The 15,430-nt window shown below is 70.4% G+C and carries 8 protein-coding genes; 5 read left to right on the top strand and 3 right to left on the bottom strand.

The window, feature by feature from the left end; all coding sequences use genetic code 11:
- Nucleotides 1-791 precede the first annotated feature (791 nt).
- A complete protein-coding gene (locus tag VFZ09_RS18295; protein ID WP_329728879.1) occupies nt 792-3,359 on the bottom strand; it encodes a dickkopf-related protein in 2,568 nt (855 codons plus the stop codon).
- A 250-nt stretch (nt 3,360-3,609) separates the two neighbouring features.
- Between VFZ09_RS18295 and VFZ09_RS18290 the strand changes: the two genes are divergently transcribed.
- The 4 genes from VFZ09_RS18290 (at nt 3,610) to VFZ09_RS18275 (ending at nt 10,187) form a co-directional block, all read left to right on the top strand.
- Nucleotides 3,610-4,548, top strand: coding sequence for an MBL fold metallo-hydrolase (locus VFZ09_RS18290; protein WP_329728878.1), 939 nt, complete (start codon nt 3,610-3,612; stop codon nt 4,546-4,548).
- Nucleotides 4,549-4,597: 49 nt separating this feature from the next.
- On the top strand, nt 4,598-6,355 hold the full coding sequence (locus VFZ09_RS18285; RefSeq protein ID WP_329728877.1) for a M14 family zinc carboxypeptidase: 1,758 nt from the start codon (nt 4,598-4,600) through the stop codon (nt 6,353-6,355).
- Nucleotides 6,356-6,463: 108 nt separating this feature from the next.
- Entirely contained in the window at nt 6,464-9,799 is a 3,336-nt protein-coding gene (locus VFZ09_RS18280) for an ATP-binding protein (RefSeq protein WP_329728876.1), read from the top strand.
- A 4-nt stretch (nt 9,800-9,803) separates the two neighbouring features.
- Complete coding sequence (locus VFZ09_RS18275; RefSeq protein ID WP_329728875.1) at nt 9,804-10,187, top strand: DUF2914 domain-containing protein; 384 nt, start codon at nt 9,804-9,806, stop codon at nt 10,185-10,187.
- Nucleotides 10,188-10,268: 81 nt separating this feature from the next.
- Here VFZ09_RS18275 and VFZ09_RS18270 read toward each other — a convergent pair whose 3' ends face one another.
- On the bottom strand, nt 10,269-11,018 hold the full coding sequence (locus tag VFZ09_RS18270) for a YceI family protein (protein WP_329728874.1): 750 nt from the start codon (nt 11,016-11,018) through the stop codon (nt 10,269-10,271).
- A gap of 134 nt (nt 11,019-11,152) precedes the next feature.
- Here VFZ09_RS18270 and VFZ09_RS18265 point away from each other — a divergent pair, with 134 nt between their 5' ends.
- A complete protein-coding gene (locus VFZ09_RS18265) occupies nt 11,153-11,893 on the top strand; it encodes an SAM-dependent methyltransferase (RefSeq protein ID WP_329728873.1) in 741 nt (246 codons plus the stop codon).
- 67 nt (nt 11,894-11,960) lie between these two features.
- On the opposite strand, the gene cglD is transcribed toward VFZ09_RS18265, so the two are convergent.
- On the bottom strand, nt 11,961-15,296 hold the full coding sequence (gene cglD / locus VFZ09_RS18260) for an adventurous gliding motility lipoprotein CglD (RefSeq protein WP_329728872.1): 3,336 nt from the start codon (nt 15,294-15,296) through the stop codon (nt 11,961-11,963).
- Between the last annotated feature and the right edge of the window lie 134 nt (nt 15,297-15,430).

Below are 15,430 nucleotides of genomic sequence, written 5' to 3'. Positions count from 1 at the left end.
CAGCCGCTGGATTCGCATACTGAGCGGTCTTCCTAGGGGCTGTACCGGAAGCCCCCTTCGGAGACGTACTGGCCGCCTGCTTCTGGAACACTGTGCCAGGCCTGCTCTGGGAGGCGACGCCCTGGGGCGTGAGGGGCCCTTCCCCCTGCTGCTCTCTTTGCTCGCCGACCGGGACCTCTATGGCGACGAGCTTGCCCGACAAGAAGGCGTCGGCAATGCACTTTTTGAGCTGCTCATTGTCCTTCGCGCTACCAGGACCAAGAGATGCTTTGGGTGAGCGACCTCCCAGTGCTTCGTGTATTTCCAAGAGGAGCGGCCTGCGAGACTTGAGCCATACATCCAGCTGCCTCAACACGGAGGAAGAAGGCACATGGCCACTGAGGCCCCTGGCTGCCCCGTTATGCCACGAGACAATGAGGTAAGGTACGGATGGACCAGGTAGCACCCAATGTGCATTGATGGAGCGAGACATTGACCGAAGCATAGCACGGGCAAGCTCTCCAGGCTGAGGGTATAGGACGGATGGGAGTCCTTGCGCCTGCCCCTGGTGTGCACCTTACGTTCCGGTGGGAGGCCCTCTGCGCTGAGGTGGCGAAGCTCAAGGTGCAGCGCCACAAGCGCGGCCAGTTCGTCCGGCTGCCCCTCGCAGCTTCGGCCGAAAACCCCGGCTCGCCCGATGGCGACCGGGGCTTTGCTACATCCCTTGCTACAGCTTCCCGGAAAGCAGAGTCCTTTCCAGGAGATACGGAGTGGAAGCGGCGGGAAGCGAACCCGCCGCCGAGAGCGAGCCCTCAGTCCTGCTGGCGGTAGAGGCGCACGGGCGTCCCCGGGCCTCCACTCACCGGGACATAGAGGAAGCCGCGCTCCCCATCGACCAGGGTGACGGCGTCTCCGAGCCGCGTGTTCACCGAGGGCTGGCCGAAGCCGTTGCCTCCCAGGCCCGCGCAACCCGCCGTGGACGCCACACACCCGCCCTGGCCCGTGAAGTCCGAGCGGCTCGCCGGCACCTCCACCGCCGAGCGGTACACCACCGCCCCGTCCACCGCGTTGTCGAAGCCCACGTACAAGTAGCCGCGGTTGATGGCCAGCAGCGTCAGCCGCGTGTTGCGCGGGTTGTCGAACTGGCTGAGCTGCCCATCCCCCTTACCGTTGCCAGCGACCAGCACCCAGTCCCCCGCGTCGCAGTCATAGGCGGTGGCCGGCGCGGGACCGGAGACGCGCTCGGGGTCGCACCGCCACAGCTGCGGGCCCTCGGGGGTGTTACGCCCCAGGTACACGTGGCCGTTGAAGACAGCCATCCGCGACCAGGCCCGGTCCGACGGCTCCAGGTCCATGTCCTTGTCCGTGGTGAGCGATTGCTTCGCGCGGTACTCCGGGGCGCTCGGGGTGATGGACACCCAGTGCGCGGGCGAGCTCTCGTAGTCCAGCGGCCGCTGGACGGTGGCCCGGACGAGGCCTCCGTTGTTCCCCAGGTAGAGCTTGCCGTTGAACTCGCCCACGAAGTCGATGCCCACCGTGCGCGCGGGGTTGGCCGGAGAGCCCGCCGCGCCAATTCCTGGCATCCGGTGCGCCGCCAGGTTGCACACGTCATGTGACGCGGGATTGCACGCCCCGGTGCCATTGCTCCTCGCCTCCAGGCCCTCGGCCGTCTCCGCCGGAGCGCGCAGGAGCGCGAGCAGCCCGGGCCGGCGCGCGTCCCCACTGAGGGGAACCCCCAGGTACGTCCGGCCCTCGAGGATGCCCAGGGCGGAGAAGCTCCGCGCCGACATCCCCTCCAACGCCTGGCCCAGGTCCACGTACTTCATGTCCAGCGTCGCGTCGTCATCCCGGGACATGTACACGTAGTCGAGCCCGCCCCCACTCCGGCTCCCGCTCATCATCAACCACTCGGTGGCGCCGAAGGAGCCGGCGGCGAAGCGGGCGCGGCCATCCTCGTTGTCCGGGCCGCACTGGTACGAGTTCTCCCGGCAGCCGGCGAAGCCGATGGACGGGAAGGGCGCACCCGCCGCGTTGGAGCTGCGCGAGCCGGCGAGCTTCTGCGTGTCCTTGCGGAAGCGGAAGGCCAGGTCATCCGGCCGCACGCCGTCCTGGTCCATGCCCACCGCGCGCGTGCCGTCCGCATTGGGGCCCAGGTACATGCGGCCCCGGTACGCGACGGCCGAGGTGGCGGAGACGCCGTCCGCGAACGGGTCCACCTGCACCGGCCCGTCCTGCCACGTGCTCACGAGCGGGCCGAAACCGGTGAAGGTGACGCGGTCCAGCGGCGAGGCCCCCAGGCGCTCGCCCCACACGGATTGAAGCTCCGCGGCGCGGACGGTGTACTGCCCGCCGCGCTGCGCGGACGCGTGGGTGAGGAGCACCTCGTTGTCTCGCGGAGGCGCGAGCACCCGCGCGGAGAGCACGGCGCCCAGCGCGCTGGCCCCCGTCAGCTGGTAGCGCGAGGCACAGGTGGCGGACGAGGAGCAACCGGCGCTCCCCGGGACATCCGGCCCGGCCTGCATGGGACGGGAGAAGGTGAGCACGACCCGGTCGCGCACCAGCGTGGTGGCGCTCATGAGGCGCAGCGGCGCTCCCACCTCGAAGTCCGCGTGCCGCGGCGAGCCCAACCCATTGGCCGCGCGGTCCACCACGCCGGACACATGCACGGTGTAGCGGCCATTGCCCGGCGCGAAGGGAAGCTGGATGTCGACGGTGTTGGGGTCCACCAGGGAGAGCTCGGTGCCCAGCCAGAAGGCATCCGAGGGCGTGCACTCGTGAGGCGTCTCGTCCGTCAGCTCCACACAGTAGTTGTCGGGGTTGAGCATGCTGGCGGCGGACTCGTCCCGCACCATGGGCTCGGAGAAGCGCACGCGAAGCACCGTGCTGCCCGGCAGGAAGGCCATCTGCACCCTCGGCGCGAAGTCGTCCTCCACGCAGACACCCGCCCGGCACGCGAAGCCCGCCCCACAGTGCGCGTCCTCCCGGCACCGCGCGCACACGCTCTCGAGGCAGAGGAGGGAGGACGAGCAGTCCGTGTCCCCGCCACAGCTCTCGCCCTCGGCGCACGCGGGGCACCCACCGCCGCAGTCCACGCCCGTCTCCGAGCCGTTCTTCACCCCGTCCGTGCACGTGGGCGCCGCACACGCACTCTCCGTGCAGCCCGAGGGTCCGGACGTGTCATCGCGGCCGACGCACGGCTGGCAGCTCCCACCGCAATCCACGTCCAGCTCGTCCCCGTTGCGCAGACCGTCGGCGCAGAGCTCGCCCGGGCCGCCCGGCAGACCGTAGGTGACAGGGGGATCTCCACACCCGCTGCAACCCACCTGGAACAGCGCCCCACCCCACACCCACACCACCACCAGCAAGCGACCGAGTCGCATGACGCCTCCAACCCTTCCTTCCCCTACCCACGGTGGGAATTTGTCTTCATCGCCGAGCGCCCGCGCATGGGGGAAACCCCCTCATCTGTCAGCAGGCGGAAGAAGGGACTCCCCCGTTGTCCCCACCCGACAGTCCTCCGGTACCCGGAGTGGGCACATGCGTTCCCACATCGCCCTTGCATCCGAGGCCAGCGCCGGGACAAGACAGGCTCCGGGCCCACCCCCTCGCCCGGGCCCTCGGGAGAGCGTCATGGCAGCGCGTTTCAAGAACCTGGATGGCAGCCTCCCCCACCCGCTCGGCAACGTCTTCAAGTGGGCCGTGGGAGACAAGCTGGCGGGCAAGCGCCGCAAGAGCCCGGACACCGCGCCCGTGCGCCGTGTGGAACCGGACCTCGCCGCGCTGGCCACGCCTCCCGCCGCGGGCGAGGGTGCGCGACTCACCTGGCTGGGCCACGCGAGCTGGCTGGTGCAGCTCGACGGCGTGTCGCTGCTCATCGACCCCGCCCTGCGCGACAGCATCACCGGCTTCATCCGCCGCAACGTGGACCCGGGCGTGCCGATGGAGAAGCTGCCCCCCATCGCCGCCTCCCTGGTCTCGCACAACCACTATGATCACCTGGACATGCCCACCGTGCTCCAGGTGGGCGCGCCCGTCGTCAGCGGCCTGGGCATGGCACGCTACTTCCGCTCCGGCTCGCCGCCCGTCACCGAGCTGGACTGGTGGGGCGCCACGAAGGTGGGCCCGGTGACGGTGCACTTCGTCCCCGCCCAGCACTGGAGCCGCCGCGGCCTCAACGACGTCAACGAGACGCTCTGGGGCGGCTTCGTGGTGGAGGGCTCCAGCGCGTGCGTCTACCACTCGGGTGACACCGCGTACTTCGACGGCTTCCAGGAGATTGGCCGGCGCTTCCCCGGGCTGGACGCGGCCATGCTGCCCATTGGCGCGTATGACCCGGGCTGGTTCATGGAGAAGCAGCACATGAACCCCGAGCAGGCGGTGCGGGCCTACGAGGACCTCGGGGCCCGGCACTTCCTCGCCATGCACTGGGGCACCTTCAAGCTCACCGACGAGCCCCTGGACGAGCCGCCCCAGCGCCTGGACGCCGAGTGGAGCCGCCGCCAGCTGCCCCGCGAGCCGCTCCACGTACTCGCCGTGGGAGAAAGCCTCTCCGTGCGTCGCGCGGGATGACGCTCCAGGGTTGAGGGAGTACGGCCGGTGTGCTGTGAGGGGGAGTGACATGCTCCTGCCCGTCCTCCTCGCCCTCACCCTCCACCAGGCTCCCCTCACCACCGTCGCCGAGCAGAGTGGTTGGACTCGCACCGGCCGCTACGCGGAGGTGGAGTCCCTCTGCCGCGCCTTCCCCCGGCGCTACCCCGGCAAGGTGCGCTGCGACACCTTCGGCACCACCCCCGAGGGCCGCCCCATGCTCGCCCTCGTGGCCAGCGCGGATGGCACCCTCTCCCCCGCCGCCGCCGCGAAGAAGGGCCGCCCCGTCGTCCTCTTCCAGGGCGGCATCCACGCCGGTGAAATCGATGGCAAGGACGCCGGCTTCTGGCTGCTGCGCGACCTGCTCGACGGCAAGGCGCTGCCGGGCGTGCTCAAGCAGGTGACGGCCGTCTTCGTCCCCGTCTTCAACGTGGATGGCCACGAGCGCTTCGGCCCCAACCACCGCCCCAACCAGGTGGGCCCCGAGCAGATGGGCTGGCGCGTCACCGGGCAGAACCTCAACCTCAACCGCGACTACGTGAAGGCCGATGCCCCCGAGATGGTGGCGCTGCTCGAGCTGCTGCACGCCTGGGACCCGCTCTTCTACGTGGACCTGCACGTCACCGACGGCGCCAAATTCGAGCACGACGTCAGCGTGCAGATGGAGCCCCAGGTGGTGGGCCCGGAGACGATGCGCACCCTCGGCACCAGACTGCGCGAGGAGCTCTTCACCGAGCTGGAGTCCAAGCAGCACCTGCCCCTCCCCTTCTACCCCTCCTTCCGCGAGAACGATGACCCCGCCTCGGGGGTGACCTACGGCGTGTCGCCCCCGCGCTTCAGCCACCAGTACTGGGCCGCCCACCGGCGCTACGGCGTGCTGGTGGAGACCCACTCCTGGAAGCCCTACGCCCACCGCGTGGCCACCACGCGCCACGTGCTCGAGGGCCTGCTGCGCCTCACCGCCCGCGATGCCCAGGCCCTCCTGTCCGCCGTGAAGGCCGCCGACACCGAGGCCACCTCCGGCAAGGTCCGCGAGGTGGTGCTCACCTGGGACAACACCGACAAGAGCCGCCCCATCGCCTTCCGCGGCTACGCCTACGAGCGCACCCCCTCCGAGCTCACCACCCAGCCGTGGATCCGCTACGACGACTCGAAGCCCCAGGTGTGGACCCTCCCCTATTACGAGGAGCTCCGCCCCGGCCTCACCGCCTCGATGCCCTCGGGCGGCTACCTCATTCCCCCCGCCCACGCGGGCTGGGTGGCGGAGAAGCTCACCACGCACGGCCTGCGCTTCCAGCGGCTCGGCCAGGACATCCCCTCCGCCCCCGTGGAGGTGTTCCGCGCCACCGAGGCGAAGTTCCGCCCCGGCTCCGTCGAGGGCCACCAGGGCCTCTCCGTGAAGGGCCAGTGGACGAAGGAGACGCAGCCGCTCCCCGCAGGCACCCTCTACGTCCCCGCCGCCCAGACGAATGTCCCCCTGCTGGCGCACCTGCTCGAGCCGCTCGGGCCGGACTCGCTGCTCGCCTGGGGCTTCTTCAACAACCACTTCGAGCAGAAGGAGTACGTCGAGGACTACGTGCTGGAGCCCTTCGCCCGTGAGCTGCTCGCCCGCGACGCCGCCGTGAAGGCCGCCTGGGACGAGAAGCTGAAAGACCCGGAGTTCGCTCGCAACCCGCGCGCCCGCATGCGCTTCTTCTACGAGCGCCACCCCGCCCACGACATCCGCTTCAACCTCTACCCCGTCTTCCGCATCGACTCGGCCCCCGCGGGCCTCAAGCCGGCGCGCTGACGCTCCTCACTCCGTGTAGGTGGCACACCCCGGAGCCCCGCCGTTATGGTGGTGGGTCGATCGCCACTCATGTGGTGGAATACGGCCCCTACCGGCTCCGGGAGGACGATGAGCAAAGAACGCCACCTGCTCGAGCAGGCCATGGCCCTGCTGGAGGCCCAGCGCCCCACGCTGGGCCCCGAGGCCACCGAGGCCGCCCTGGCGGTCTTGCGCGCCCGGCTCGCGGCCCTCGCCTCCCGCGTCCCCCTGGAGCGCCGGCACGTCACGGTCCTCTTCGGCGACCTGTGTGGCTTCACCTCCCTGAGCGAGCAGATGGACCCCGAGGACGTCAGCGAGCTGATGAACCAGCTCTGGGCGCGCGTGGACGCCGCCATCGTCCGGCACGGGGGCCGCATCGACAAACACATCGGCGACGCCGTGATGGCGCTCTGGGGCGCGGACGGCGCGCGCGAGGACGACGCCGAGCAGGCCCTCCACGCCGCCCTGGACATCCAGGCCCAGCTCGACTCCTTCCTGGCCGGCCCCCCCGAGGGCCTGCGCATGCGCATCGGCATCCACACCGGCCCCGTCCTCCTGGGCGTGGTGGGCACGCTCGGCGAGCTCACGGTGATGGGCGACACCGTCAACACCGCCAGCCGCCTGGAGCAGGCCGCCCCCGAGGGCGGCATCCTCATCTCCCACGCCACGCACCGCCACGTGGGCGGCGCCTTCGATGTGGAGCCCCAGCAGCCCCTGCGGCTCAAGGGCAAGCAGGAGCCGCTCCAGGTGTACCGGGTGACGGCGGCCCGGCCGCGCTCCTTCCAGCGCCAGGGCCGCGGCCTGGACGGCATCTGGGCCCGCCTGGTGGGACGCGAGGAGGAGTCGCGTCAGCTGCGCTCCGCCCTGTCCGCGGCGCTCTCCGGCGACGGGTGCCAGCGCGTCACCCTCACCGGCGAGGCGGGCATCGGCAAGTCCCGGCTGCTCGGCGAGTTCGAGACGTGGCTCGAGTCCCTGCCCTCGCCGCCCCGCTGTCTGCGCGGCCGCGCCAGCCCGGAGATGCGCAGGCACCCCAATGCCCTGCTCAGAGATCTCTTCTCCTTCCACCTCCAGGTGCAGGAGAGCGACCTGCCCAGCGTGGTGCGCGCCCGCCTGGAGGAGAGCTTCTTCGAGGCGCTCGGCCCGGAGACCTCCAGCCGCTACCGCGCCCACCTCGCCGGCTCGCTCATCGGCTTCGACTTCAGCGACAGCCCCCTGCTCAAGGGCACGCCCCTGGACGAGCAGGGCCTGCGCGCCCGCGGCCTCGCCGCCCTCAGCGAGTACTTCCGCGCCCTGCTGAGCCGCGAGCCCATGGTCCTCTTCCTGGAGGACGTCCACTGGGCGGATGACAGCGCCCTGGACTTGCTGGAGCGACTGCTCCAGACGCTCGCCCCGGAGCGGCTGCTCGTGCTGTGCACCGCGCGGCCGGAGTTCTTCGAGCGGCGCCCGCGGTGGGCCACCGCCCCCCACCACACCCGGCTTGAGCTGCGGCCGCTCTCCCAGCAGGACAGCCGGGTGCTCGTGGCGGAGCTGCTGCGCAAGGTGGAGGCCATTCCCCCGGCCCTCCACGAGCTCGTCGTCTCCCGCGCCGAGGGCAACCCCTTCTACCTCGAGGAGCTCATCCAGATGCTGCTCGAGGAGGGCGTCATCCTCGCCGAGGGCGAGCACTGGCGCGTCGAGCCCGGCCGGCTCACCTCGCTCAAGGTGCCCTCCACGTTGAGCGGCGTCCTCCAGGCCCGCCTGGACAGCCTCCCCGCCCACGAGCGCGAAATCCTCCAGCGCGCCTCGGTGGTGGGACGCCTCTTCTGGGACGAGGCGCTCGAGCGCATGGGACAGGGCGAGGAGCCCACCATCCCCGTCCACCAGGCCCTGGCCGCCCTCCAGGAGCGCGAGCTCATCTTCGAGCAGTCCACCCCCGCCTTCTCCGGGACGCGCGAGTACATCTTCAAGCACGCCATCGTGCGCGAGGTCACCTACGACACGGTGCTCAAGCGCGAGCGGCGCGCCTTCCACGGACGCATCGCCGAGTGGCTGCTGGCTCGCGGGGGCGAGCGCTCCCGGGAGCACCTCGGGCTCATCGCGGACCACCTGGAGGCCTCCGGTCAGGCGGCCCGGGCCGCCGTCTACCTGCGGCGCGCGGGTGAGGAGGCCCTGTCCCTCTTCGCCAACGCGGAGGCGCGCGCCTTCCTGGACCGGGCCCTGGACGTGACGTCCGAGGCGGACCTCCCCGAGCGCTACGCCATCGTGGCCGCGCTCGAGAAGGTCCACGGCGTGCTCGGCGAGCGGCAGGCACAGCGGTTGGACCTGGAGCTGATGGAGGCGCTGGCCGAGCTGCTCGCCGACGAGCGGCGGCAGACCGAGGTGGCCCTGCGCCGTGCCCTCTACGCCACGGAGATTGGAGAGATCGCCGAGGGCGTGGAGGCGGTGCGCAAGGCCATCCGGCTGGCCCAGCAGACGGGAGACGTGGCCAGCGAGGCGCTCGGCCACCTACGCTGGGGACGCATCCTGCGCTACCACCAGGGCGACTTCGAGGGTGCCCGGACGCAGTTCGAGCGCAGCCTGGCGCTCGCCGAATCCGCGCGGCTCGAGCAGCTGGAGGTGGAGAGCCTCCTCAACCTCAGCGCGACGCTCAACGAGATGGGAGAGCTGGGGCCGAGCCTCGGATACATCCTCCGGGTGCTCCCCTTCTGCCGGGCCATGGGCAACCGCTGGCTGGAGTTCTCCGCCATGCGGCACCTGGGGTACGTGCGCAAGAGCCTGGGCGACTTCGCCGGAGCCAGGGCCGAGCTCGAGCAGACCCTCCAGTTCAGCCGCGTCATCGGTTACCGCTTCTGGGAGTGCGTGGACCGATGCACGCTGGCGCTCGTCCACCACCACCTGGGAGACGAGCCCACCGCGCTCGAGAGCGCGGAGCTGGCCCTGCGCATCGCCCAGGAGATTGGCAGCCCCCGCAACCAGGGCTATGCCTGGATGGCCCGGGGCCACGCACTGCTCGCCCTGGAGCGCCTGTCCGAGGCCCGCGAGTCCTTCCAGCAGGCCCGTGGAATCCGGGTGGAGACGCGGATGCGGCACCTGGAGATGGAGTCCATCGCGGGCCTGGCCTCCGTCGCGCTGGCGGCCGGCGAGCGGCAGCAGGCCCTCGGATACGCCGAGGAGCTCCTCGCGCACCTGGAACAGGGCCGGCTCCAGGGCGTGGAGGAGCCCTTCTGGATGTGGCTCACGTGCTTCCGCGTCCTCCAGGACCAGGAGGACACCCGCGCGGCCCGCGTTTTGGAGACGGCCCACCGTCAACTCCAGGAGTGGGCGGGGAAGATCCAGGACGAGGGACTGCGGCGCTCGTTCCTCGCCATCCCCTCGCACCGCATGCTCCTGGCGGAGGCCGGCGGCCAGACCGAAAGCTCGACGCGTCAGGGGGATGAACTAGCGTAGTGGCATGCTCAAGACTGCCCTGAAGCTCCTGCTGCCCACCCTGCTGCTCGCCACCACCGCCTACTCCGCCGAGGCCACCCTGAAGGTGGGCACCGGCGTGGAGAAGTACGAGGTCACCGGCGCCTCCGACAGCTTCACCGTGGCCCCCAACACCCGCATCTACGCCGCCACCAGGCTCACCGGCGTGGAGCCCGGCACCGTGAACGTCATCTGGTCCAAGGACGGCAAGGAGGTCTCCAAGACGGAGCTGAAGGTGCCCCGCGCCTCCTACCGCACGCACGCCTACCGCACCTTCCGCGCGGGTGACACCGGCGCCTGGACGGCCAAGATCGTGGGCGCGGACGGCACCGAGCTGGCCTCCACCAGCTTCCAGGTCACCGTCCAGTAACACCCCTCGAAGTCATGAGCGCCCCGTCTCCCCTGGTTCACCTCCAGGGGAGGATGGGGCGCCCCGAGGGCCTTCACGCCCTCACTTGCCCGTCACACGCTGGCCGCGCACGTCGACGACGAAGTAGAGCTCGTCCTTGTTCTTGAAGAGCCCGCCCATGGCCGAATAGGGCTCGAAGCCGAAGTCCGAGTGGCGGGTGGACAGCACGCCCCGGGCCGCCACGCGCTCCTCGTCCACCGCCACCTCCAGGGGCAGCACCACCTCCCGGGTGACGCCGCGCAGCGTCAGGTCGCCCGTCACCGCCACCACCGAGCGCCCGTCCCGCCCCTTCTCGCCGGTGAGCGCGCAGGACTTCGAGGTGAACTCGATGCTCTTGTGCTCCTCCAGGTTCAGCTGCTCCTTCGCGCGCAGGTGCTCGCGGATCTGCTCCCTGTCGCTCAGGGGCACGTGCTCCTGGCCCGTCAGGTCGCGCATCTCGTCGCGCTCGGGGTCGAGCCCCTCCACCTGCACCGTCACCGTCACCGCGCACGCGGACAGGTTCGCCGGATCGAAGGCGAGCGAGCCCCACCAGTCCGTGGCGCGCACCACGTGGTCATGCCCGAGCGAGGCGGTGAAGAGCTGCACGAAGAGGTGGCTGCTCCCCAGGCCCGGGTCGAAGGTATAGGTGCGCGACAGGGGCGACAGGGACTCCACGCCGCCCAGGCCCGGGAAGTCGTCCCGGGCGGGGAAGGTGACGCGCTCGCGGTCCTGGGTGGGGCTGGTGCCACAAGCGGAGAGGGAGGCCGCGCCAAGAAGCGCCGCGGCCAGCGCGAGGGGGTATCGGCTCTGCATGGATGAACTCCGTGACAAGGGGGAAGGGTCCGGTTTCCCGGAGCGGCGGAGTCTAGCAGCCCCGTCACCTCCTCTTCCCGTCGGCTATGGTGGCGCCCATCCCCGCCATGGCGGGAGAGAGGAGGCAGGCAGACATGGGTCACGAAGCGGAGCCGACGGTGCCCAACACGGGCCGGATGTTCGACTACTGGCTCGGAGGCAGTCACCACTACCCCGTGGACGTGGCGGCGGCACGGGCGTTCGAGGTCGTCTTCAAGGACTTCCGCCCGGTGTTCCGCGCGCTGCGGGACTTCATCGGGCGCGCCTCGCGCTACATCCAGGCCCAGGGCGTGGAGCAGTTCCTCGTGCTGGGCGCCGGCCTGCCCACGCAGGGCAACGTCCACGAGACGGTGCCCGGGGCGCGCGTGCTGTACACGGACATCGACGACTCCAACGTGGCGCTGGGCCAGCGCATCCTCACCGGCGTGCCGGGCACGGGCTACACCCGGTGCGACGCCACGGACCTGTCCACGCTCGACCTGGGCCTCATGCGGCAGGTGCTCGGCCCCCTGCGCCGGCTCGGCATCATCGTGGTGGGCGTCGAGGCCTTCATGACGGACGAGCAGATCCGCGCCTGCTTCCAGCAGCTCCACGAGCTGGCGCCGCCGGGCAGCTACCTCGCCTTCGACTGCGACAGCCCCAAGGCCCTGGAGCACCCCGAGCTGGTGCGGATGATGGGGCCCGGCTTCCACATGCGCACCCCGGCGCAGCTCGAGGCGGTGCTCGGCCCGTGGCGGCTCACCGAGGAGGGCGTCCAGCCCGTGGCCGTCTGGCGCAACCCGGAGCCGCCTGGCGTCCCCGCGTACATGAATGGGGGCGTGGCGGCGAAGCCCTGAAACACGAGGGCCGGAGACCGCGGGGACTTCCGCGGCTCCGGCCCGGGACTGCGTTCCGCTGGACCGCTCAGTTCAGCTTGGGCTCACACCGGCACATGCTCTGCCGGCACTCCGTCCCCGCCGGGCAGCTGCCGCCGCAGTTGGCCTTGCAGATACAGGCGCAGGCGTTGGCGTCGGCCTGGTAGGTGGGGCCGCAGTTGAGCGCCGCTGTGTCGCAGACGCACGCGCAGGCCGCCGCGTCGAACTTGAAGCCCGGCGCGCACGTGGCGCTCGCCACGCACTGGCAGCTGCACGTGGAGGTGTTGCACGTCTGGTAGCCGCCGCACGTGCCACCGCAGTCCGCCGTGCAGCCGAAGGCGCACACGTCCTTGCTGGTGTTGCACACCTGGCCCGGCGAGCCCCCACCGCCGCAATCCGCGGGGCACTCGCACCGGTTCGTCTGCCGGTTGCACGTGAGGTTGCCCTTGCAGAAGTCCGGCGCGGACGGGTCGTAGTAGCCCGTGTCCGTCGAGCAGGGCGGCGGGTTGCCGTCCTGGTTGGGCGTGAGGTCGCTCCAGTAGCGGTAGGAGATGGCGGCCTTCGTCGCCCCCGCCGAGGCCGGACGGCACGCGCCGTAGAAGGACAGCGCCCGGCTGATGCCGTCCACGTCGAAGCCGTTCGTCCGGCCGCGGGGCAGGTCGTTCGCCGAGCACGCCGCGGGGTTCTGCACCGACTCCAGCGACACCCGCACCGAGGCGCCAATGGGCGGCTTGAGCGTCCGGTAGCCCGTGGAGGCGATGACGCTGTCCACGATGGTGTTGATGGCGTTCTGGATGGACGTGGTGCTGCGGATGCTGCCCACGATGCCGCCGGTGGCCTGGATGACGTCCAGGTGCCGCGGGTTGGCCGCGGGCTCGCCCGGGTAGCAGTCACCGCCGGCCGGGTCACAGATGATGCCGTGCATCTGGATGAGGCTGCCCGTGGGGTTGGCCCCCTTGAAGTAGTCGATGTACGTGCTCACCGGGACGGTGTCCGGCTGGTCGCGCACGTCCGTGAGGAGGATGACCACGAGCCGGGCCCCCGGGCGGTACTTCTTGTCCGCGGGCGTGCTGGCGTTGGTCATGTAGTCCACCGCCACGCGCGCGCCCTCCAGGGAGCGCTCCTCGCTGGCGCCGTCGATGCCCACCCAGCAGTACTGCTTGGGGTCCGGGCACGTGGCGCCCTGCTGCAGCCACGCCTTGAACTGGTCGATGTTGCGCGTGAAGCCGCGGAACACGTTGCGGTTGGGCCACGTGTAGTCCGGCTGGGTGTACGAGGTGGTCACCATGGAGATGCGCCAGTCGAGCTGCGAGTTGCCCAGCCGGTTGGTCATGGCCGTGGCGGCATCGCCCAGGGCGCCCTGCGACGTCTGCATGGAGCCGCTGTCGTCCACCACGAAGAGGAAGTCGGCCATGCCGTTGCCCGTGGTGAAGGTCTCGCACTGCACCGCGTCCGCGTCACCGAACTGCGCCAGCGCCGTGCCGCCCGCGGTGTCGCCCATGACGAAGAGGCCCGGGTCCCTGTAGAGGCTCGCCGGGGTGATGGCCAGCACCACCAGCACGCTCGCGTTGGAGCGGTGGACGTACTGCGCCTGAATCTTGTACCCGCCGCTCACGCCCGAGCCGCCGGTGAGCGTCCCGGCGCCCGTGCCGACGAGCTGGTTGGCCACCGCGTTGGCGTAGTCGCGCAGGTTGGTGGTCGCGCTCTGGTCGTAGAAGGCCTGCAGCGCGGGGTGACCGTCCCACGTGGTGAAGGTCTGCGTGGTGCCCGCCGCCACCGACGGGGAGAACTGGCCGCGCACGAACAGCTCGTCTCCCACCACGGTGGTGGATGAGCCCGCCTGGCCCCGCTTGTAGGCGATGAAGGCCACCTTGTTCGTGTCGTCGTAGCCCATGAAGCCCCGGCTCTTGCCGCCCACCTGAATCTGCTTCACCTCCGTGAACGAGGGCCGGAGCGCCAGACGGATGTCACCACCGCTGTCCTCCCGGAAGGAAACCTGCCGCAGGTTGCCCACCGCGCAGGCCTGGCCGGCCGGCGTGTTCCCGGCACCATCGGCGCGGTCGCGGGGATCCAGCTCGCCCGGATCCTTCTGGCCATTCTGGTTGGAGTCCTCGGCACCGTCGACGATGCCGTCCCCATCCGAGTCGGGGTTGAGCGGATCCGTGGTGGTGGCCGGGTTCGCGTCACCCGGGTAGCCGCAGGTGGTGATGGGCGCCGAGCCCGCGGGAATGCCCCGCTCCACGCCATCCAACAGGCCGTCCCCGTCCGTATCGCGCTTGGAGGGATCCGTCTCGCCCAGGTCGCGCAGACCGTTGGCGTTGGTGTCCTCGCCCTTGAAGATGCCCTGGTCCGGGCCGTCGAGCAGTCCATCGCAGTCCGTGTCCTTCACGCGCGGATCGCTCTCGTTGGAGTCCACCAGGCCGTTGTGGTTGTGGTCCTCCAGGCCATCCGTCAGGCCATCTCCGTCCGTGTCCGGATTGCGGAGGTCGGTCTCCGTCGCATCCCAGACGCCGTTGCCGTTGGTGTCCTCGATTTCATCCGGCAGGCCGTCTCCATCCGTGTCCTGGGAGTTGGTCCTGCCGCCGCAGTCGGAGCCATTCTTCGGGTCCGTCTCACCCGGATCCACCACGCCGTTGGCGTTGCGGTCCTCGGCGCCGTCCATGCACGAGTCCCCGTCGGTGTCCGCCTTGAGGGCGTTCGTCTTGGTGACATTCAGCTCGATGGAGTCCGAGAGGCCATCCGCGTCCGTGTCGCGCTTGCGCGGATCCGTCTCGCCGAAGTCCACCACGGTGTTCTGGTTGGCGTCCTCCACGCCGTCCTTCAGCCCATCCCCATCCATGTCGGGGTTGACCGGATCCGTCTCGCCCGCTTCCAGCTTGCCGTTGTAGTTGCGGTCCTCCAGGCCATCCTTCAGCCCATCACCGTCCGAGTCCGCGACGGTCGGATTCATCCGGGACGCCCGGGACGGGTCCGCGTTCGGGATGAAGAGGGCCTGGCACTCCGCGCTCTTGTTGACGGTGGTGGTGCGGCCCAGCTCGACACCATCGCGGATGCCATCGCCGTCGGTGTCCCACTTGCTCGGGTTTGTCCTCAGGCCACCGGGATAGACGTTGCCGTACTCCTCCGCGTCCGTGAGGCCATCACAGTCGGTGTCGATCGACGTGTTGGTGGGCTCGAGCGGGCCCGGAGGCTCTCCGAACGGATCCTCCGCCGTGGGCAGCTCCGGGGGAGGCGGCGGAGGGGGCGGGGGCGGCGGAGGCGTGGTGCCAGGCCCGTCGGTTCCACCACCCGGGGTGTCGGGACCAACACCACCGGTATTTCCACAGCCAGAGACAAGCGCGACCACGAGCAGCGCGGCCGCGAGGAATCGGGATTGGGTACTCATGTCAATCAGCACCGGGCGGAAGAAGGGGGGGTGAAAAAAAATCAGTCCGCCAACGTGGGAATGCAGTCCTCCGTTGCCCAGGTGGGTGTCTAGGCGCAGGGAGCCGCACTGCCCGAGGCAGGACGGAATGCATC

This window comes from Archangium sp., assembly GCF_036277355.1.
In the GTDB taxonomy this organism is placed as follows: Bacteria; Myxococcota; Myxococcia; order Myxococcales; family Myxococcaceae; genus Archangium.
This window is presented reverse-complemented; position numbering and strand designations above follow the sequence as displayed.

Bases quoted from the DNA above. Each gene is read 5' to 3' on its own strand.
- VFZ09_RS18295 (WP_329728879.1), bottom strand. From the start codon at position 3,359: ATGCGACTCGGTCGCTTGCTGGTGGTGGTGTGGGTGTGGGGTGGGGCG.
- VFZ09_RS18290 (WP_329728878.1), top strand. From the start codon at position 3,610: ATGGCAGCGCGTTTCAAGAACCTGGATGGCAGCCTCCCCCACCCGCTC.
- VFZ09_RS18285 (WP_329728877.1), top strand. From the start codon at position 4,598: ATGCTCCTGCCCGTCCTCCTCGCCCTCACCCTCCACCAGGCTCCCCTC.
- VFZ09_RS18280 (WP_329728876.1), top strand. From the start codon at position 6,464: ATGAGCAAAGAACGCCACCTGCTCGAGCAGGCCATGGCCCTGCTGGAG.
- VFZ09_RS18275 (WP_329728875.1), top strand. From the start codon at position 9,804: ATGCTCAAGACTGCCCTGAAGCTCCTGCTGCCCACCCTGCTGCTCGCC.
- VFZ09_RS18270 (WP_329728874.1), bottom strand. From the start codon at position 11,018: ATGCAGAGCCGATACCCCCTCGCGCTGGCCGCGGCGCTTCTTGGCGCG.
- VFZ09_RS18265 (WP_329728873.1), top strand. From the start codon at position 11,153: ATGGGTCACGAAGCGGAGCCGACGGTGCCCAACACGGGCCGGATGTTC.
- cglD (WP_329728872.1), bottom strand. From the start codon at position 15,296: ATGAGTACCCAATCCCGATTCCTCGCGGCCGCGCTGCTCGTGGTCGCG.